Below are 19,677 nucleotides of genomic sequence, written 5' to 3'. Positions count from 1 at the left end.
TCAGGCCTGCGGGCCCCGGATCCGGAACAGCTCCTCGGTGCCGGACAGCTCCAGCACCCGCAGCACCGGCTGGGACGGCTCGGCCAGCTCGAAGCCTAGGCCCGCGACGGCCGCCGTGCGCACCCCCTCGATCAGGGCGCGCAGGCCCATCGAGTCCAGGAAGGTCACCCCGGAGCAGTCGACGACCACCCCGCGGCCCACCGCCAGCAGGGTGCTGATCTGGGTGGCGAGCGTGCCGTGGGCCGCGAAGTCCAGGTCGCCGGCCAGCACGAGCAGCACGTGGTCGCCCTGATCGGTGACCGTGTGCGTGAAATTCGTCATGTAATGATCCTGCGGTGCGGGGGCACAAGGCCCGTCGGGCGGTGACGGCGCGACGTGATTCCGCTCCGCGGGCGGCGATCGGCCCAGGCGGTGGAGGCCGCCCGCACCGACTTTAGATTTAATCGTTTACATGTGGCAACATTTGGCGCGGCGCCCGAACCGCGGTCGCCGGGGCGCCGGTGCGCCACATGCGGCTGAACTGGGACGGAGGCAGGTGAACGGTCAAGCCGCACTCTCCTGGCGGTCGCCGGCCGGCTCCGCGGACCCCAGCCGCCGTTCGACCGCGGAGTGCAGCCGCCCCAGATGGGCCGACAGGCCGGCCAGCGACTCCGGCGGCAGGGTGGCCAGCACCTCCTGCAGCTCGCGCACCCGGGCCGCGCGGACCTCGTCGAGCACCCGGCGCCCGCGCGGGCTGAGCCGCAGCTCGACCTCCCGGCGGCTGTTGGCGCTCGGCGTGCGCAGCACCAGCCCGTCGGCCTCCATCCGGTCGCACAGGCGGCTGGCGGCCGGCGGCCGGGTCCCCAGGACCTCGGCCAGCGCCCGCAGGTTGATGCCCTCGCACCGCTCGATGGCCCGCAGCGCGCGCAGCTGCGACGGCGGGACCGGGCCGCCGGGCAGCGATTCCAAGCCTCGTCCGTGCAGGGCGTCCAACAGCTCCACCACCGCGGCCGCCGTCTCGGCGACCGCCTCGGGCAGCGGCAGGTCCTCGTGCACGCCACCACTGTGCCACTGCCGCGCCGGAGCTACCAGCCGCCCTCGTCCCGTAGAGTCAGGACTTGTCGTGATCGATTACCCGAAAGTGGAGAGCGCCCTGCGCTCCGCCGCCCCCGAGGCACTGCCGGAGGCCCTGCGGGCGGTGCTGCTGACCATGGGCGTCGGGGGCGTCGAGGTGCATCTGGCCGACTACGGCCTGCGCGTGCTCACCGCGGTCGGCGGCCCGCGGCCGGCCGCCGCGCTGCCGATCAACGGCAGCGTCCAGGGCCGGGCCTTCGCCAGCCAGCGCCCGCAGTACCAGCAGGCCGGGGACGGCACCACGATCGTCACCGTCCCGGTGACGGTGCGCGGCGACCGGCACGGCACGCTCACCGCCGGCCTGTCCGCCGACGACGCCGGCCCGGCCGCGGTCGAGGCGCTGGAGGCGGCGGCCCGGCTGCTCGGGCACGAGATCGTGGTCGCCGAGCGCGACACCGACGTCTACCACCAGGCGCGCCGGGCCAGCCGGCTCACGCTGGCCGCCGAGACCCAGTGGCAGCTGCTGCCCGGGCGGGCCAGCCGCCGCCGCGAGTACTCCCTGGGCGCGCAGCTCGAACCGGCCTACGCCATCCGCGGCGACAGCTACGACTGGGCCGCCACCGGCACCGACCTGGCGCTGACCGTGGTCAACGGGATGGGCGAGGGGATGGCGGCGGCGCAGCTGACGGGCCTGGCGGTGAACGCCCTGCGCAACGCCCGCCGGGCCGGCATCGGCCTGGCCGACCAGGCCGCGCTGGCCGACCAGGCGGTCTACGCGCAGCACCGGGGCGACCAGTACGTCTCGGCCCTGCTGCTGTCCTTCGCCTACGACAGCGGCGAGGTGACGGTGGTCGACGCCGGGTCGCCGCAGATCTGGCTGCGGCGCGGCCGGGTCGTCGAGCGGGTCGCCGTCGAGCCCCAGCTGCCGCTGGGGATGTTCGAGGAGACCGCCTACACCGAGCAGAGCTTCCGAGTGCGGCCCGGCGACCGGCTGGTCGTCATCAGCGACGGCGCGCACGCCGCGCTGTCCCCGGGCGGCGAGGCCTACGGCGCCGCCGCGCTGCAACGCGGGATCAACTCCTCCAACCTGCTGCCGGCCACCGACGTGCCCGCGGCGATCCTGCGCGAGGTGGCGCAGCACCGGTCGGCGGACGCCGACGACGATGCCGTCGTGGTGTGCGTGGACTGGTACGGCAGCGCTGCTGCGTGACGGGGGCGGCGTGACGGCAGCGCCGGACCGCCGAAGCGCCCGGCGCCCGCACCCCGCACCCTGCAGCCCGCACCGCGTCAGACCAGCAGGAGGCCGCCGCAGCGCACCGAGTCGTCCTTCACCGCGATCAGGTTGGCCGCGACGTAGGAGATGTCGGCCTGGGCGTGCCAGTCGCTGGGGAAGTACGTGACCAGCCGCGACACCTGGAACCTGGCCTCGATCTCCGGCACGTACCGGCGGTACTGGTCGTCGGTGTAGTACCAGAACGAGTTCTCGTTGTAGTAGGCGACGTGCGTCGGGTCCTGGAAGGCGCCCCGGCCGTCGGTGCTGGGCGTCAGCGAGACCAGCATGCCGCCGGGGGCCAGCAGCCGGTACAGCTCGTTGATCAGCGGGATCTTCTCGACGACGTGCTCCAGGAAGTCCACGGCGCGGATCACCCCGACCGAGCCCGACGGCAGGTCGATCTTCTCCGGCAGGGTCGCGACGATGTCCACGCCCTCCTCCGCGTACTGGTCCACGCCGAGGTAGCCGGCCGGCTTGCGGTGCGCGGCGCCGAGGTCCAGGGCGTGCAGGCCGCGCCGCGCGGACCAGGCCAGCAGATTGGCCTCGATGTGGGCGTCGTACAGCGCGATGGTCTCGGCCTGGATGTGCGCGTTGACCTCGGCGTCGAACTGGGTGTTGTTCCCGTGCATCCGCTGCAGGTACAGGCACTCGGGGATCAGGTGGAAGTCGCCGGCCTGGAACAGCCGGCACATCAGGTCCTGGTCGTCCAGCACATGGCGGGCCGCGTCGTAGCCGCCGACCTGGTCGTAGGTCTGCTTGCGGAAGGCGCGCACGTGGTTCGGCGCGTACCAGATGTAGGAGACGTTGTGCGGCGTCGGCTCCATCGACACCGCCTGGAGCAGGCGCCGGCCGTCGACCACGGCCTCGACGTACTGCCAGCCGTGCGCCTCGTTGAAGCGCGATTCGTCGCGACCGCCGTCTTCGAGGATCTGCGCGGTGTGGCTGTAGACGAACACCGCTTCGGGATGCTCGTCGAAGGCCTGCCGCAGCCGCGCCAGACAGCTGCTGGCCAGCAGATCGTCGTGGTCGAGCTCGACGAGGAACTCGCCGCGCGCCAGCTCGCACGCCCGCCGCTTGGCCGCGCCGACGCCCTTGACGTCGTCGGCGATCTCCACCCGGACGCGCTCGTCGGGGGTTTCGGGCCGCCAGCGCGCGCCGTTGTTGAGCAGGACGATCCACTCCCAGTCCGGATCGGTCTGCGCCTGCAACGTGGCGAGGCAGTCGTCGAGGAAGCGAGGCCGATGGCTGGGTGTGAACACCGAGAATCGCGGCGTGCTCCGGGTCATGGGTGGAAACCTCTGTGGAGATGTGGGCCCGAGGCGGAAACCACGGGCGGCGAGGATAAAGAGAAGTCAGCGAACGAAAAAGCACAAAGCATCGAGGCCGCGGCACAATGCGCACCGCGGCCACGATGCGGGAATCATCGACCCCTTACGGGAAGGTGACCGCCTGCCAGCCCGGAGCGCAGGCGACAGCCGGCGTCGCCCCGGCCTCCAGTCCTCCGGCACCGTTGAGCTTGCACTGCAGAATGGCCGCCGTACCCGTGCCGTTGACGGCGACGATGGCCAACTCGTCGCCACCGGCGGCGGTGTGGACGTTCTCGTTCACGAAGACCACACCGGCCGGGTATCCCGCCAGGCCCGACAGATCCTGCGCGGCACCGGTACCGACGCCGGGGAGGGTGACGAAGGTCTTGTTGGTCGAGGCCTGAAGCGTGGTGCGGATCAGCTTGTCGCCATGCTGGACCACATCGATCTCGTTGAGCGGCTGGCCGGCAGCGCCCTGGGAGCCCTGGGAGCCCTGAGCGCCCTGGGCACCGGTCGCGCCCTGGGCACCGGTCGCGCCCTGGGTGCCCGTCGCGCCCTGAGCGCCCGTCGCGCCCTGAGCGCCCTGCGAACCGGTTGCGCCCTGAGCGCCGGTGGCACCCTGAACGCCGGTCGCGCCCTGAGTACCGGTCGCGCCCTGGGAACCGGTCGAACCCTGAGCGCCAGTCGAACCCTGGGAGCCGGTGGCGCCCTGAGTACCGGTAGCGCCCTGGGAGCCGGTGGCACCCTGAGCGCCCTGCGAACCGGTTGCGCCCTGAGCGCCGGTGGCACCCTGAACGCCGGTCGCGCCCTGCGAACCGGTAGCCCCCTGGGAGCCAGTCGAACCCTGAGCGCCAGTCGAACCCTGAGCGCCGGTCGCACCCTGGGAGCCAGTCGCGCCCTGCGAGCCGGTGGCACCCTGAGCACCGGTCGCGCCCTGAGCACCCTGAGCACCCTGCGAACCCGACCCGCCCGAGCCCGGAGCGCCCTGAGCACCGGTCGCACCCTGCGAGCCGGTCGCACCCTGAGCGCCAGTCGAACCCTGAGCGCCGGTCGAACCCTGCGAACCGGTCGCACCCTGAGTACCGGTAGCGCCCTGGGAGCCAGTCGCACCCTGCGAGCCGGTGGCACCCTGAGCGCCAGTCGCACCCTGCGCACCCTGCGAACCCGACCCACCCGAGCCCGGAGCGCCCTGAGCACCAGTCGCACCCTGAGCACCAGCGGCACCCTGCGAACCCTGCGGGCCCTGAGTACCGACACCGGTCGCACCCTGAGCACCCTGAGCCCCGGCGGCTCCCTGCGGACCCTGGGTACCGGCACCACTCGAGCCCTGAGCACCGGTCGCACCCTGAGCACCATCAGCGCCCTGGGGGCCCTGCGAACCGTCCGCGCCCTGAGAACCCTGCGGACCCTGGGTACCGGCACCACTCGCACCCTGGGCACCCTGCGGCCCCTGGGTACCAACACCGGTCGCACCCTGCGAGCCCTGCGAACCCTGAGCACCCTGCGAACCCTGGGCGCCGGTCGAGCCCTGAGCACCCGTCGAACCCTGAGCGCCGGTCGAACCCTGAGCCCCGGTCGCCCCCTGCGCCCCCGTCGCACCCTGCGGTCCGGGCATCCCCGGCATCCCGGCCGGGCCCTGCGGGCCGGTGTTGTTGCAGCCGCCGCACGGGCAGCCGGGGTGGCGGTCGCAGTGCTGGTGGTGGTGCCAGTAGAGGGGCCAGCGGTCGAAGAGGTTGTCGTCCGGGTCCGGGAACGGGGGCTGCGGCATGCCGGTGTTCGTCACGCTCGCCGGGACCAGCAGCTGGCGGGGCATCTGGTGGGCGCCGCCCATTGTGCGCACCGCGTTCTGGTGCAGGGCCTGGCCGGGGGCGACCGCGTGGGCGGCGGCGCTCGGAAGGAAGGCCCGGGGCATCGGTGCCGCGGGCACCGGTCGTGTCGACGGGCTCGCGATCTCCGCGAGGGCCGGAGCCGCGAAGGCCGCACCGGTGAGTACGGCGGCCCCCGCGGCCACCGTCACAACGCCCGCCTTGCGCCCATGGTGCCGAGCACGAGTCTTGCCACCCTTGCCGGGCTTCCTTGGTTCTTCGAGCATTTTCCGTTGCCGCCTTAGCTGATCGAGGTGAGATTCGATTGCCCCGGCCCGCGGCAATTCCGCCACCAGCCGGTTCCCGACAGTCGGTTTTCCAGGCTAGCCATCGGATATGTCCCGACGGCATATTCCTCACTCGATCAGCGCATTGCGAATTATGACCGCGGGTCCTAATGGCGGTATCGAATGTCAAAATGATGAGCGCGCCGGACGGCGGCTGCGTCAGGGCACGAAAAAGCGGCGCTCCTCCCCTCCGGGAGCGCCGCTCCATCGTGTTCGACCGCCGTTCGATCGCGGATCGATCGCGGTTCGATCGTGTCTCGGCCGTGCTTCGGCCGTGCTTCAGTCGCGGTTCGGTCTCGGTCGTCGACCGTTCCCTCAGTGGTCCCCGCAGCACGGCGTCGGGTTCGGCACCTCGAACGGCGCCACCCGCCCGCCCACCGCCGGCTGGACCACCAGCACGACCGCGCCGTCCCGCCATTCGGGGCGGACGTGGTCGCGCGTCAGCACCTCGGTGTCCGGTGCCGCCGCCGCCCCCATCAGCACGCTGACCTCGGTCACCGCGCTGCGTTCGAGGACCTCGCGCACCGTCACCGTGCCGGTCAGGCTGCCGACGCCCGGGAAGCGCACCAGCCGGCCGGTGCGGCCGTGCGCCGCCACGGCGGCCAGCGCGCCCTCGACCCGCTCGTCCGGGCCCCGGCGCGCCGCGCCCCAGACGATCCCGGCCTCCGGCCCGGCCGCGGCCGCGACCGCCGCCAGGTCCACCTCGGCGCCGTCCGGCACCTCGAAGGTCAGCGCGACGTGCGGCGTGCCGACCCGGACGAAGTGGGTGGCGGCCACCGGCTCGCCGGCCAGGCCGAGCCCGCCCGCCACGGCGGCGAGCAGGTGATCGGCCTCGGCCTGCGACCCGGTCCCGGCGTCGACGCCCAGCACCGCGGGCCCGCCGGAATCAGGACGCTCGCTCATCAGCTGGGCAGCACCCAGATCGGGTTCGCGTAGAACCACAGGTCCTTCCACGGGTCGGCGGACCCGAGCACGTCCATCTGCGGCCCGTTCGGGTCGATCGCCGCGCCGAGCGCCCCGGCGCCGGTGCGCTTGCCGTCGGTGCCGCGCACCCGCAGGTACACCGGACGGTCCACGGCGCCGAGGTCGTAGACCAGGCTGACCCGGCCGGAGGTCTGGGTGATCTCGAAGGACTTCACCACTCGGGTGTTCGGCGACTTGAACACGTCGCGGTCGGACACCGCGCCGGTGACGTCGCCCTGGACCACGTCGACCCGGGCCAGCTTGGCCACGAACTGCGCCCAGTTCGGGCCGGCCGCCAGGTCCACGTCGATCGCCAGCTGCACGCGGCTGCCGCGCTTGACGGTGAGCACCCCGCCGAGGGTGACGCCGCGGTTCTGGCCGCGGACCCGGGCCCGCACGTCCAGCCCGTCGATCAGGCGGCCGTGGTCGACCCACACCCGGCCCGCGCGCAGCGCGTTCATGACGGCGGCGTAGTTGTAGGAGCTCGCGCCGACGTGGGTGCGGCTGTAGAAGCCGGGCCAGAAGTCGCCCAGCGTCAGGTCCGGCGTGCCGCCGTGCTCCGGCGGGTTGTGGAAGCCGTTGGTGTTGAAGTCCGTCCCGGCGCCGCGCACCGAGGTGTCGGCGTAGACCTGGTGCGAGTCGGAGTTCGCGGTGATCCACCACGGCTTGCCCTCGGCCAGCAGGCTGTCCCAGAGGCCGCCGACGGTGGCGGTCATCCAGTCGAAGCCGCCGAAGGTGCGGTAGCTCTCCAGCGGGTAGGCCGGGAAGGAGCTGGCGCTCGGGGAGTTGTCGTAGAAGCCGCGGCCCGAGCCCGGGCCGGTCGGGGCGGGCAGGCCGGCGGCCTGGTGGCCGGGCGCGCCCTCGAAGCCGACGGCGATGTTCGGCGCGGCGTCGCGCCAGCCGCGGATCTCGTGCGGGGAGTCCAGGCCCTTGCGCGCCGGGTGGTTGGCCAGGAACAGGGCGTCGCGCACCCGCTTGCGGGTGACGGCGTCGGCCAGGTAGTTGACGCCGGCCAGGGCCAGCGCCTCGTTGGCCGGGGTGCTGGCGGTGGCGTTCTGGACCACGCCGTCGAAGGAGTTCTCGAACTCCTTCAGCACCGCGACCTCGTTGTCGCCGGGGTGCACGAACACGGTGCCGTGCTCGGCGGCCGGGATGTTCCACTCCAGGCCCTGGAACACCAGGGTGCCGTCGACGGCCGCGCGGGCGGCGCGGATGTCCGGGTTCACCTTCTCCACGCCGATCTTGGCGTGCTGGGCGCTGCCGTGGTCGGTGATGACCATCCAGCCCAGGCCGAAGGCGTTGGCGTGGCGGACGTGGTCGATGACCCGGTACTGGCCGTCGGAGCTGTACTGGGTGTGGATGTGGTGGTCGCCGGCCAGCCAGAGGTAGTCGCCGTCGGAGCGCCGCGACCGGTCCGCCGAGGCGCCCCGCTCGTCGTCGCCACTGTCGTGGGCCGCGGCCGCCCCGGCCCCGAGCACCCCGGCGGCCGCGACCCCGGCGCCGATGACGCCGGCGCTGCGCAGCACCCCGCGGCGGGAGACGTCGGCCGGCGACAGGTCGGCGTCCGCGACCGCCGTGTCCAGCAGGTGCGCGATGTCCGCCGGGCTCTCCTGGGAGTGCTCGTGATCGTGGTCGTGGTGATGGTGGTGGCCGTGACCGATGCCCATTGCGTGCTCCTCAAGGTTGGCCGGCTCCCGTGGTCGGCTTAGAAGGCACCCTGAGACAGGGATCACAACTGCGGCGGTCGCCGTGAAGGCGATTCCGTTGCCGCCGGATGAAGGCGAGGCGTCAAAGCTCGTAGTGACGATCCGGTACCGCAGCGGTGACCCGCCGCGGACCCCGGGCGGTTTCGCGTCAATCTGAAGCAGAACCCTTATATACAACCGCCGCGCATTCCTATCATTCTCCGCGAGGCGGCCCCGACGGGCGCCCGTTCCACAGGCTGATCGGCAGCCGGAAAGAGAATCCCATGCCACCCTTCCCGCGTTCCCTTCGCCATGCCCTTTCCTGGGTGCTGGCCTTCATCGCGCTGATCACCGCGTTCACCGTCGCGGCGGCCCCGGCCCGGGCCGCGACCTGCCCCTGCACGGTGTTCTCGGCCTCCGAGCCGACGGCCGCCGACGCCGGGGACGGCAATTCCGTCGAGCTCGGCGTGAAGATCCGCGCGAGCGTCGTCGGCGACATCACCGGGGTGCGTTTCTACAAGTCCCCGGCCAATACCGGAACCCACACCGGCTCGCTGTGGACGGCGACCGGCACCCTGCTGGCCACCGGCACCTTCGCCGACGAGACCGCGAGCGGGTGGCAGACCCTCACGTTCGCCGCACCGGTGCCGATCAAGGCGAACACCACGTATGTCGCCTCCTATCACGCACCCGCCGGCCACTACGCCGCCGACTACGGATTCGCGGGCGCCGGAAGCGCCCCGATCACCGCGCTGCCCACCGGCGCCGACGGCGACAACGGCGTCTACGTCTACGGTTCGGCGACCGCGTTCCCGACCAACAGCTACAACTCCGCCAACTACTGGGTCGACGCGGTCTTCGACGACACCGGCGTGCCGACCGCTCCCCCGACCGTCACCTCGACCAGCCCGGCCTCGGCGGCCACCGGGGTGCCGAGCACCACGGTCGTGACCGCCGCCTTCTCGGCACCGATGGACCCGGCGACGCTGTCCTTCACGCTCGCCGAGAACCCGGGACCGCCGGTGCCGGGAACCGTGTCCTACGACGCGGCGCACCAGACCGCGACCTTCACGCCGTCGACCCAGCTGGCGCTCGGGGCGACGTTCTCCGCCTCGGTCCAGGGCTCGGACGCCTGGGGCCACGCGATGCCGTCGGCGACCCAGTGGGGCTTCACGACGGGAACCACGCCGCCGCCGTTCACGTGCCCGTGCTCGGTGTTCGACAGCGGCGCGACGCCCGCCGTGGCGGACGCCGCCGACACCGCCTCGGTAGAGCTCGGCCTACGGTTCTCGGCGTCGGTCGACGGCACGATCACCGGGATCCGCTTCTACAAGGGCACTGACAACACCGGGACGCACACCGGCTCGTTGTGGTCGGCCACCGGGACGCTGCTGGCGTCCGGGACCTTCGCCGGGGAGAGCGCTTCGGGCTGGCAGACGCTTGTCTTCGCCGCGCCGGTGGCCGTCACCGCGAACACTGTCTACGTCGCCTCGTACCACGCGCCCAGCGGCCACTACTCCTACAGTCTGAACTACCTCGGCTACCCGCACATCGCCTATCCCCTGACCGCCGAGGCCAGCACCCCCGGGCAGGGCAACGGGACGTTCAGCTACGGCACCACGTCCGCCTTCCCCGCGAATGCCAGCAACGGCAGCAACTACTGGGTCGACGTGACGTTCACAGCGGCCTGACACTGGGTCCAACACTGACGCTTGGCCCACCACGTGATCGGACACACTGAAGCCGGCTGATTCAGGACCCGTATTACTGGGTCCTGAATCAGCCAGCGCGCGCCAGGACGCGTCAGGGCATCGCCGGCCAGCACCGCTGCCGCACAATCCGGTGCACGCTCTCCACCGTGTCGCACGTCAGCGCCTCGGCCGCGGCCTCCGCACAGACCCCCGCGTCCAGGCGGCGGATCCGCACCCGAGTCTCGTCCAGCGCGGCCGGCGCGACCGAGAGCACGTCGACGCCCAGGCCGATCAGCAGCGGGATCACCAGCGGATGGGCACCGGCGTCGCCGCACACCGATACTTGGCGGCCGTGCCGGTGCGCGGCCTGCACGGTCCGGTCGACGGCCGCCAGCACGCGCGGATGCGCGGCCAGCGCCGGGGACACCGCCGGGTCGCGCCGGTCCAGGTGCAGGATCTGGCTGGTCAGGTCGTTGCTGCCGATGGAGAAGAAGGCGGCGTGCGCGGCCAGCTCGTCGGCGGCGTCGACCGCCTCGGGCAGCTCGATCATGGCACCGAGCGGCGGCGCCGCCACCCCCAGCTCCCCGGCCGCCGCTTCGAGGATTTTGGCGCAAGCCGCCAGCTCCTCGGCCGTGGCCACCATCGGAATCATGATCCTGACATCGACCGCGGCTCCGGCGGCCAGGATCGCGCGGAACTGGTCGGTGAAGGCCCGCGGGTCGGCGAGCATGTGCGGCAGCCCCCGGCCCAGCCGACCGTCGACGGCGTGCTCGGCCAGCAACGGCGGGAACTTGTCGTCGGCGAAGTCCAGGGTGCGCACGGTGACCGGCTGCCCGGCCAGCTTGCCCAGGATCGGCGCGAGCACCGCGGTGTGCTGGGCCTGGGTCGGCCAGCCGCGGGCATCCAGGAACGGCAGCTCGGTGCGCAGCAGGCCCACGCCGTCGGCGAACGCCGCGACCGCCGCCTTGGCCTCGACGACCGTCGCGACATTGGCGCGCAGCGCGACCGGCCGACCGTCCACGGTCCGGACCGGCAGCCCGCGCTCGGCCGCCAGGATCTCGCGCCGCCGCCGGGCCGCCGCCATCGCCGCGACCGCCGCCTGGCGCTCGGCGGGCGCGGGCTCGACGGTGAGGGTCGCAGAGCCGGAAATCGCGGAGCCGGAGGGCGAGGTGCCGGAAGTCGCGAAGCCCGAAGCCGAGCCCGAGGCCGCGGAAGCCGAGGCCGAGGAGCCGGACTGGCCGGCGTCCACGATCGCCTCCGTCCCGGCAGCATGATCCAGCGCCTCCGGCGGGACCCCCACGATCAGCGGAATCCCCAGCGACCGCGCGATGATCGAGGCGTGCGAGTTCGGCCCGCCGACCACGGAGGCGGCGGCGACCACCGACTCGCCGTGCTCCAGCAGGTCGGCAGCGCCGATCTCGTGCGCGATCAGCACCACCGGGCCGTCGGGTACCGCCGAGGCGGCGCCGCTCAGCCGCCCCAGCACCCGGCGGCCGACCTGCCGCACGTCGGCGGCCCGCTCGGCCAGCGTCGGGTCGTCCAGCGCCGCGAGCATGGACGCGTACTCCTGGACCGCCGCGAGCACCGCCTGCGGGGCGGACTGCTCCTCGCCGACCCGGCGCAGGGCGGCGCCGCGCAGCTCCTGATCCAGCGCGATATAACCGTTGACCTCGACGATGTCGGCCTGGTCGGTCTGCCCGGCGGCGCGCAGCGTACCCGCCAGCTCGGCCAGTTCCGCCGCCACCGCGTCGAAGGCTTCTGCGACCGCCGTGGCCGGGTCCTGATCTGCCAAGTCCTGATCCGACGCGCCCGGTCGGTCCCCCGCTTCCCCGGTCACCGGCGGCAAATCCGTGGCGAACAGCAGGCCAAGGGCCGTGCCCTCCGACGCCGACTGCCCCGTGTACAGCGACCTCACGACGTCAACGCCTCCGCCAGGGCCCGGAAGACCAGGGCCGTCGAGGTCGCCCCCGGATCCTGGTGCCCGATGCTGCGCGGCCCCAGATACGAGGCGCGGCCCTTGCGGGCTTGCAGCGCGATGGTCTCCTGTGCCCCGGCCTCCGCCGCGGTCGCCGCCCGCTCGGCCGCCACCCCGACGTCCTGCCCGTCCTCGATCGCCGCGCCGAACGCGGCCAGGGCCGGCGCGAGCGCGTCGACCATGGTCTTGTCGCCGGGCACCGCAGCGCCGAGCTTCTGCACCCCGGCCAACCCCGCCTCGAACGCCGCCGCCAGCTGCGCCGGCTCGGCGACCGGACCCGTCAGCTGCTTGCCCACGGCGCGGAAGAACGTCCCGTACAGCGGGCCCGCCGCGCCGCCGACGCTGGAGATCAGCGTCGTGCCGGTCTTGACCAGGACGTCGCCGACGCCGGCCGGTTCGTAGCCGTCCAGGGCCGCCGCCACGGCGGTGAAGCCACGCTGCATGTTCACGCCGTGGTCGGCGTCGCCGATGGCCGAGTCCAGCTGTGTCAGGCGGTCTTTGTTCTGGTCCATCGCCGCGGTGATGGCCCGCACCCAGATCCGGGTCTGGTGGATGTCCACCGGTCGCTCCTCGCTGTCTCCGGGCGGGTCCGGCTCGCACCGGACCCACGTCTCCTGCGTTTCCTGCCTCGCCTGCCCCGTCACAGCCCCCAGCGCAGCGCCGGGGTGTTCACCGGGGCGTCCCACAGCGACAGCAGCTGCTCGTCGGCCTTGCAGACGGTCAGCATGACGCCGGCCATCTCCAGGCTGGTGACGTAGTCGCCGACCAGGTTCCGCACAATACGCACGTCCCGCTCGGCGAAGTACTTCGCGACCTCGGCGTAGGCGATGTAGAGCTCGATCAGCGGCGTGCCGCCGAGCCCGTTCACCATGACGATGGCCTCGTCCCCGGCGGCCAGCGGCTGGTCGGCGAAGATGGCGTCCAGGGCCGTGGCGACGATCGCCGAGGCCGGCTCCAGCTTCTCGCGGCTGCGGCCGGGCTCCCCGTGGATGCCGACGCCGACCTCCATCTCGTCGTCGGCCAGCTCGAACCCGGGCTTGCCGGCCGCCGGTGTGGTGCACGGGCTCAGCGCCACCGCGAAGCTGCGCGAAGCGGCGTTGACCCGGCGGCCCACCTCGGCGACCTCCGCCAGGCTCGCGCCCTGCTCGGCCAGCGCTCCGGCGATCTTCTCCACGAACACCGTGGCCCCGGTCCCGCGCCGGCCGGCGGTCCAGGTCGAGTCCTGCACCGCGACGTCGTCGTCGACCAGAACCGTGGCGACCTCGATGCCCTCGTCGCCGGCCAGCTCCGCGGCCATCTCGAAGTTCAGCACGTCGCCGGTGTAGTTCTTCACCACCAGCAGCACCCCGGCGCCGCCGTCCACCGCGCGCGCCGCCGCCACCACCTGGTCCGGCACCGGCGAGGTGAAGACCTCGCCGGGACAGGCCGCGTGCAGCATCCCGGTCCCGACGAACCCGCCGTGCAGGGGCTCGTGCCCGGACCCGCCCCCGGACACCAGGGCGACCTTCCCCGCCGAGGGGCCGCCGGCCCGGGTGATGATCCGCGCCTCGGCGTCCACGCGCAGGCTCGGGTGCGCGGCGGCGATCCCCGCCAGCGCGTCGCTCAGAACAGCCTCGGGAGCGTTGATCAGCTTCTTCATGCCGGAACTCCTTCAGGGGACACCGCAACGTCGGACACTGCCGCCGGGGCCACCGCGCGGCCGCTGTTGAGGAACGTGTAGGCGAAGCCCGCCGCCACCCCGGCGACGATCTCCGCGGTCAAGTACACCCAGATCTGACTCCACTGCACACTGCCGCCGTAGAACTGGCCGATCAGCATCGGCCCGACCGTCCGCGCGGGGTTGATCGACGCCCCGGTGGCCGGCGCCACCGGAATGATGATCGCGAACACGGCCAGCCCGATCGCCAGCCCGGCGAACGACCCCTGCGCCCGCGAGTCCACCGCCGCGCCGAAGACCACGAACACCAGGATCGCGGTCCCCACCGCCTCCGCGAAGAACGCCCGGCCGGCGCCGACGTCCGAACCGTAGGAGGCGATGCCCAGCCCCACGTCGACCGCCTTGTGCCCGAGCACCCCGACGATCGCCCAGGCCCCCACCGTCGCCCCCGCCACCTGCGCGAGGAGATACCCCGGCACCTCCCGCCACGGCATCTTGCCGGTGGCGGCCAACGCGAGCGTGACCGCCGGATTGATCTGGCAGCCCGACACATGCCCGAGCGTGTAGACCATGGCGACGACCGCCATGGCGAACGCGAACGAGATCATGCCGAGCTCCGCCATGGTGAACGGCGCCTTGCCGCCCACGATCAGCGTGGCCGGCACCGACCCGACACCGATGAAGACCAGCACCGCGGTGCCGATCAGCTCCGCCAGGAGCTTCTGGGGGAACGAGTTTTCTGCCATGATCCGCCCGACCGGAACCCGGCGGGCGTCTCACCTCCTCCGGAGGACAGGAGAGCGGGACAAGGGAATGGCGTGCGACGCCGTCGGCGACGGACGGTTCCGACAGACCGGCGACAAGGTTTTACGTGACTGACTCTTGTTCGTCATCACTGAACGATGTTCGGAAGCTAGAACCGCTCACCCGACGCTGTCAAGACACCGGGCGCGGTCGTGACCGCGACGAGACCCGGGGAGGCAGGCCGACGCAGGGCTATGAGCTGCGTGAATGAGTTGGCGGCGCCGGGAAAAACCGAACGGGCAGAGAGCCGGCGGTCGGCGAACCAGTTCTTTGGTGCCGACTAAGTACTCGCCAAGCAGCGCCAGTTTCCGCGAACCAGTCCACTGGCACTACCGACCTGCCGAGCAGCACTGAGCAGCTGACCGTTGACGAACCGGGCCTTTTGCTGCCGAAGCAGCTCATCGGGCAATGCTGATCTGCTGACTGTCGTCGGAGAGCTGGCGTTTTGGGCACCGAAGTCTCTCGTGCGGCAGTGCTGACCTGCTAGCGAGTCCGGCCGGCCGCGCCGCTCCGACCGGCCCCCAACTCCCGCGAGATCTGGCGCGCGACCTCTCGCACCGCCACCACGTGGTCCTGCCGCACTGCGTCGTCCAGGACGCGTTCCACCGGCCCGATGACCCCGATCGCGCCCGCGATGCCCGAGCGGTCGAACACCGGTGCCGCGATGCCGGCGTCGCCGAGGGCCGATTCCTGGTTCTCCAGCGCGTGGCCGGTCCGGCCGATCTCTTCGAGCTGGCGGGCCAGGGCCGCCGCGTCCGTGATGCTCGATCCGGTCAATGCCGGCAGCTCGCCCTCCAGCAGCTCTTTGCGCTGCTCCGGCGGCAAGAAGGCGACGATCGCCTTCCCCAGCGCGCAGGTGCTCCAGGGGATGCTCGCTCCCACTTCGAGGATCTGCACCACCCCCTCCGGGCGGAAGGCGTGGTGCACCACGAACACGTGGTCGCCGGTCAGCACCGCCACCCAGACTGCCTCGTCGGCCCGGTTCGCCAGCGTGTCGGCCCAGCTCAGCGACCGTGCCCGCAGCTCCTGCGTGTCCAGATACGCGTTGCCCAGCATCAGCAGGCCCGGCCCCAACTGGTACCGACCGGTCTCGGCGTCCTGCACCACCAGGCCCTCGCCCTCCAGCGTGCGCAGCAGCGCGTGCACCGTGGGCTTGGCGACGCCCACCCGCTCGGCGAGCTCGGTCACGCCCAAGCGCGGCCCGCCGGCCGCGAGCTCCCGCAGGACGCGCACCGCACGCTGTACCGACTGCACCATCTGGAGATCCCTCGTGTCCTGTGTCGTCCGTGTCGCTGTCGCTTCGAGGCGAGAACGGTTTGCGTTCGGTATTGCTGAACGACGTTCCGAGATTTAGTATCACCGTTCATGAACCAGCCCATCGGCATCGTACTCGTTTCGCACAGCGCCCAACTGGCGGCGGGCCTGCGGGAACTCCTCAGCCAGATCGGTACGGACCGGGTACCCGTGGCGACGGCCGGCGGCACCGAGGACGGCGGCCTCGGCACCAGCTACGACCGGATCGTGGCCGCGATCGCCGAGGCCGACCGGGGCGCCGGCGTGATCGTGCTGCCGGACCTGGGCAGCTCGGTGCTCACCACGCTCGCCGTGCTGGAGGACCACCCGCGCCCCGACGTGCTGCTGGTGGACGCCCCGTTCGTGGAGGGCGCCGTGGCGGCGGTCGTCACGGCGGCGGCCGGAGCGGACCTCGCCGCGGTCGCGGACGCGGCGCGCCAGGCCAGGGACGTCGTCAAGGTCGCCACCTTCGAGGCCGACGAGCCCGCGCCTCAGGCGTCCGAGGCTGTGACCGAGGCTGTTGCCGAGCCCGCGCCCGCGCCCGAACCCGCGGCCGAGCCCAACGCCGTCACCCTCGACGTCACCCTCCCCGCCAACCTCCACGCCCGCCCCGCCGGCCGCCTCGCCCAGGAGGCCGCCAAGTTCGCCAGCACCATCCACCTCGAATACGCCGGCAGATCCGTCAACCCCACCGGCGTCCTCGCGGTCATGAGCCTCGGCGCCACCATGGGCGGCACCGTCACCGTCCGCGCTGAGGGCCACGACGCCGACACCGCTGTCAAAACCCTCGCCGCCATCCTGGCCGAAGCCGAATAGCGTACAGAAGCAGCCCCCTGACCTGCTGGGCTCCCGAATAAGAGAACTCATATGAAACGCCCCCCACTGCTCAAGCGTCGTCAAGCATGAGGGGCACTGCCATCAGCCCCTCACCATGAGAGAGGCTTAGGTATTCAGTGAGCTCCACTACGAGACTGACCGCGATCCTCGCGGCCGCCGCGGCGCTGGTCGCCACCACGACCGGCACCGCGACCGCCGCACAGGCGCAGACCGGGACCCCATCCCAGACCGCCACCGGCCCCACCTGGCACCAGGTCCCGCCCCCGGTCCCCTCCGGCAACATCCTCGCCATGACCCAGGTCGACAAACACACCACCTGGGCCACCGGCTTCCAGGCGACCTGGCACGGCGAGGCCTCGACCCTCAACCCCGTGCTCCTGGCCTACGACGACCGCACCGGCCACACCGACGCCGCCGGCCACGCCGCCAAACCCGCGTGGACCCGCATCCCCACCCCCGCCGACACCTCCGACAGCCGTATCAACGCCCTGTCCGCGGACGGCGCACACAACGTCTGGCTCGTCGGCGACAACAACCCGGTCGGCCCCGGCACCATCCTCACCGAGCACTGGGACGGCAAGAGCTGGCACATCGCCGACGCCCCGGTCCCGGACGGCACCCTGTCCGCCGGCTTCCTCGGCGTCGCCACCGTCGGTCCGCGCGACGCCTGGGCCGTCGGCTGGACCCAGCGCATGCGCGGCGACACCAGCTTCGACACGGGCCTGGTCGAACACTGGGACGGCAAGGCCTGGACCCAGGTCAAGCTCCCCGCCGACGTCCCCGACGCGATGCTGCTCGGCATCACCGCCACCGGCCCCCGCGACGTGTGGGCCGCCGGCGTCCTCACCGACGGCACCGACCAGCCGGCGCTGCTGCACTACGACGGCCGCACCTGGACCCGCGCGACGGTGTCCGACACCGGCCTGTACGCCGAGTTCAACACCGTCGTGGCCGCCGCCCCGAACGACGTCTGGGCCGCCGGCCGCAGCGTCACCAGCGACAAGGACCGCGGCCACCCGCTGGTCGCCCACTACGACGGCCACAGCTGGAAGACCGTCCCGGCCCCGGGCACCGGCGTGATCTTCGCCGCCGCCCCGACGCCCGGCGGCGTCACGGTCGTCGGCTACGACAAGAACACCGGCCAGTCCTACGGCGAGCAGCTGGACGGCCAGGGCTGGCACTCGTTGAACCTGCCCACCGTGGGCATCGACTCCACGCCCTACTCCCTGGCGGTCAGCTCCCGCAGCCTCATCGTCGGCGGCGCCTACAACCCCGACGAGACCAACCCCTTCCAGCCGCTCCTGCTGACCGCGGATCGCTGACCTTCGGCGCCCAAATGATGGAACGTCGGCCGGGGGTGCATAAGAAACTCGTGGTGCGAGATGTTCCACGCGTAGGCGCCCGCCATCGCGAACGCGACGCGGTCGCCTACGCGCACCCGCTCCACCGGTACCTGAAAGGCCAGCACGTCCTTCGGCGTGCACAGCTGCCCCGCCACGGTGACCCGCGTCGCCGTGGCGGCGGGCCGGGCCCACGAATACGGCCAGTCCTCGACCTCCCGCACCACGAACGGTTGCGAGTGACCCCGGGCCGCCGGCGTACGCAGATGATGCGTCCCGCCCCGGCTCGATGCGCAATCTCGCCGTCGAGATCGCGGGCACCCTCGAGCCCGCCGAAGCCTGCCTCACCTGTCCGCGAACCTGCGACGCCGAACGCGTCCGCTGCCTTGAAAGTTCATGACGCTTCCCCGCAAAATGGGATGGACTACGTCGACCATGCAGGGATAGCCCGCGACGGCCCGCATTCCATGGGAATCCAGCGTCGCGCCGCGATAACCTCTGCCAAGCCGGTTCCGTAGATCAACGGCTGTTGCGATCAGCGCAAGGGGGAACACGCCGATGTCGATGTCCGAGTCCCCGCATCGTGCGAAGATCCTCATCAGCGCCGTCTCGGTGCTGCTGGCCGTGGCGGTCGGCGCTGCCGTCGTCGCGTACCTGGGTCGTCCGACTGCGCGCGCCGGTGTCCAGGGCACCGTGGTCCTCGACAAGACCGACAGCCTGAACACCGGTTCGGGGTATCTGCTTTATAAGACCACTGTCGAAGGCCCCGATCTGGGCACGGTCGTCGAGCGCCGGTTGTCGGGATCGCCGAGCAAGGTGGACGGCGTTCCGACGTTGTCCGGTGTCCAGTGCGATCGTTCCTACACGGCCGCCGGGGTGCTGCTGTGTCTGCGCTCCGACAACAACCTGGTGCGGGTCGCGTACGCCGAGATCTACGACAAGTCGCTGAAGCTGGTCAAGAGCGTGCAGGCGGCGGGCATCCCGAACCGGGCCCGGCTGTCGCCCGACGGCCGCATGGCCGCCTGGACCACGTTCGTGGCCGGCGACGCCTATGTGGGCCCGGGTTTCTCCACGCGGACCTCGATCCTGGACGTCAAGACCGGGACGATGGTCGATTCGCTGGAGACGTTCTCGACCACGGTGCAGGGCAAGCCGTTCCGGGCGGTGGACGAGAACTTCTGGGGCGTCACGTTCGCGGCCGACGACAACACCTTCTACGCGACACTCGGCAGCGGCGGCAAGACCTGGCTGGTCCGCGGCGACTTCGCCGCACGGACGCTGACGGCGGTCACCGACAACGTCGAGTGCCCGTCCCTGTCGCCGGACGGGACGCGGGTGGTGTTCAAGAAGCGGGTGTCCACCGACGCGTGGCGGATGTGGCGCCTTGAAGTGCTGGACTTGGCGACGTTGAAGGAAACGCCGCTGGCTGAGACACGGAGCGTCGACGACCAGGCGGCGTGGCTCGACGACCACACGGTGATGTATGGAGTGCCGAAGGGGACTTCCGGCTACGACGTGTGGTCCACGCCGGCCGACGGCTCGGGGCAGCCGGCGATCCTGGCACCGGACGCGTTCTCGCCGTCGGTCACCTCGGGCTGAGCCGGCGCGCACGGCGCCCACTCGCAACTCGCAACCGCCCGCAACCGC

Annotated in this window: 16 protein-coding genes and 1 pseudogene; 5 read left to right on the top strand and 12 right to left on the bottom strand. The window is 72.0% G+C overall.

Annotation, left to right across the window (positions count from 1 at the left end; genetic code table 11):
• Nucleotides 1-321: an STAS domain-containing protein gene (locus ABD481_RS20515; protein ID WP_344667314.1), complete on the bottom strand. Its 321-nt coding sequence runs from the start codon at nt 319-321 to the stop codon at nt 1-3.
• Nucleotides 322-543: 222 nt separating this feature from the next.
• Nucleotides 544-1,035, bottom strand: a complete 492-nt coding sequence (locus tag ABD481_RS20510) for a MarR family winged helix-turn-helix transcriptional regulator (RefSeq protein ID WP_344667313.1) — start codon at nt 1,033-1,035, stop codon at nt 544-546.
• 67 nt (nt 1,036-1,102) lie between these two features.
• On the opposite strand from ABD481_RS20510, the gene ABD481_RS20505 reads away from it, so the two are divergent.
• Nucleotides 1,103-2,263, top strand: a complete 1,161-nt coding sequence (locus ABD481_RS20505; RefSeq protein WP_344667312.1) for a PP2C family protein-serine/threonine phosphatase — start codon at nt 1,103-1,105, stop codon at nt 2,261-2,263.
• 77 nt (nt 2,264-2,340) lie between these two features.
• Here the strand turns inward: ABD481_RS20505 and ABD481_RS20500 are convergent, their stop codons facing one another.
• From ABD481_RS20500 to ABD481_RS20485, 4 genes are all read right to left on the bottom strand, one after another.
• Entirely contained in the window at nt 2,341-3,612 is a 1,272-nt protein-coding gene (locus ABD481_RS20500) for a glycosyltransferase (protein WP_344667311.1), read from the bottom strand.
• A 145-nt stretch (nt 3,613-3,757) separates the two neighbouring features.
• The gene (locus ABD481_RS20495; RefSeq protein WP_344667310.1) at nt 3,758-5,650 is read right to left on the bottom strand and encodes a collagen-like domain-containing protein; all 1,893 of its coding nucleotides are present in this window, start codon (nt 5,648-5,650) and stop codon (nt 3,758-3,760) included.
• Between the two features lie 450 nt (nt 5,651-6,100).
• Nucleotides 6,101-6,688: a hypothetical protein gene (locus tag ABD481_RS20490; RefSeq protein ID WP_344667309.1), complete on the bottom strand. Its 588-nt coding sequence runs from the start codon at nt 6,686-6,688 to the stop codon at nt 6,101-6,103.
• Nucleotides 6,688-8,415 (bottom strand): PHP domain-containing protein, encoded by a 1,728-nt coding sequence (locus ABD481_RS20485; protein ID WP_344667308.1) that lies wholly within the window; start codon nt 8,413-8,415, stop codon nt 6,688-6,690. The genes ABD481_RS20490 and ABD481_RS20485 overlap by 1 nt, the downstream gene beginning before the upstream one ends.
• A 344-nt stretch (nt 8,416-8,759) precedes the next feature.
• Here ABD481_RS20485 and ABD481_RS20480 point away from each other — a divergent pair, with 344 nt between their 5' ends.
• Nucleotides 8,760-10,124: a DUF4082 domain-containing protein gene (locus ABD481_RS20480; RefSeq protein WP_344667307.1), complete on the top strand. Its 1,365-nt coding sequence runs from the start codon at nt 8,760-8,762 to the stop codon at nt 10,122-10,124.
• A 112-nt stretch (nt 10,125-10,236) separates the two neighbouring features.
• Here the strand turns inward: ABD481_RS20480 and ABD481_RS20475 are convergent, their stop codons facing one another.
• The 5 genes from ABD481_RS20475 to ABD481_RS20455 form a co-directional block, all read right to left on the bottom strand.
• Nucleotides 10,237-12,039, bottom strand: a complete 1,803-nt coding sequence (locus tag ABD481_RS20475) for a putative PEP-binding protein (protein WP_344667306.1) — start codon at nt 12,037-12,039, stop codon at nt 10,237-10,239.
• The gene (dhaL, locus tag ABD481_RS20470) at nt 12,036-12,659 is read right to left on the bottom strand and encodes a dihydroxyacetone kinase subunit DhaL (RefSeq protein WP_425559233.1); all 624 of its coding nucleotides are present in this window, start codon (nt 12,657-12,659) and stop codon (nt 12,036-12,038) included. Before dhaL ends, ABD481_RS20475 begins: the two co-directional genes overlap by 4 nt.
• Nucleotides 12,660-12,739: 80 nt before the next feature.
• Nucleotides 12,740-13,738, bottom strand: coding sequence for a dihydroxyacetone kinase subunit DhaK (gene dhaK / locus ABD481_RS20465; protein WP_344667305.1), 999 nt, complete (start codon nt 13,736-13,738; stop codon nt 12,740-12,742).
• Nucleotides 13,735-14,502, bottom strand: coding sequence for an MIP/aquaporin family protein (locus tag ABD481_RS20460; RefSeq protein WP_344667304.1), 768 nt, complete (start codon nt 14,500-14,502; stop codon nt 13,735-13,737). Before ABD481_RS20460 ends, dhaK begins: the two co-directional genes overlap by 4 nt.
• Before the next feature lie 541 nt (nt 14,503-15,043).
• On the bottom strand, nt 15,044-15,817 hold the full coding sequence (locus ABD481_RS20455) for an IclR family transcriptional regulator (RefSeq protein WP_344667303.1): 774 nt from the start codon (nt 15,815-15,817) through the stop codon (nt 15,044-15,046).
• A 108-nt stretch (nt 15,818-15,925) separates the two neighbouring features.
• Between ABD481_RS20455 and dhaM the strand changes: the two genes are divergently transcribed.
• Both dhaM and ABD481_RS20445 read left to right on the top strand, forming a co-directional pair.
• Nucleotides 15,926-16,669: a dihydroxyacetone kinase phosphoryl donor subunit DhaM gene (gene dhaM / locus ABD481_RS20450; RefSeq protein WP_344667302.1), complete on the top strand. Its 744-nt coding sequence runs from the start codon at nt 15,926-15,928 to the stop codon at nt 16,667-16,669.
• Nucleotides 16,670-16,806: 137 nt separating this feature from the next.
• Nucleotides 16,807-18,012: a WD40/YVTN/BNR-like repeat-containing protein gene (locus ABD481_RS20445; RefSeq protein WP_344667301.1), complete on the top strand. Its 1,206-nt coding sequence runs from the start codon at nt 16,807-16,809 to the stop codon at nt 18,010-18,012.
• On the opposite strand, the pseudogene ABD481_RS20440 reads toward ABD481_RS20445, so the two are convergent.
• Nucleotides 17,955-18,341, bottom strand: a pseudogene (locus ABD481_RS20440) (hypothetical protein); the annotation flags it as partial. The gene ABD481_RS20445 and the pseudogene ABD481_RS20440 sit on opposite strands and share 58 nt — an antisense overlap.
• 247 nt (nt 18,342-18,588) lie before the next feature.
• Between ABD481_RS20440 and ABD481_RS20435 the strand changes: the two are divergent.
• The gene (locus ABD481_RS20435) at nt 18,589-19,629 is read left to right on the top strand and encodes a hypothetical protein (RefSeq protein WP_344667300.1); all 1,041 of its coding nucleotides are present in this window, start codon (nt 18,589-18,591) and stop codon (nt 19,627-19,629) included.
• The last annotated feature ends 48 nt before the right edge of the window (nt 19,630-19,677 follow it).

It is taken from the genome of Catenulispora yoronensis, assembly GCF_039531695.1.
In the GTDB taxonomy this organism is placed as follows: Bacteria; Actinomycetota; Actinomycetes; order Streptomycetales; family Catenulisporaceae; genus Catenulispora; species Catenulispora yoronensis.
The sequence above is the reverse complement of the archived record's forward strand: the minus strand, read 5'-3'. Positions and strand labels throughout refer to the sequence as shown.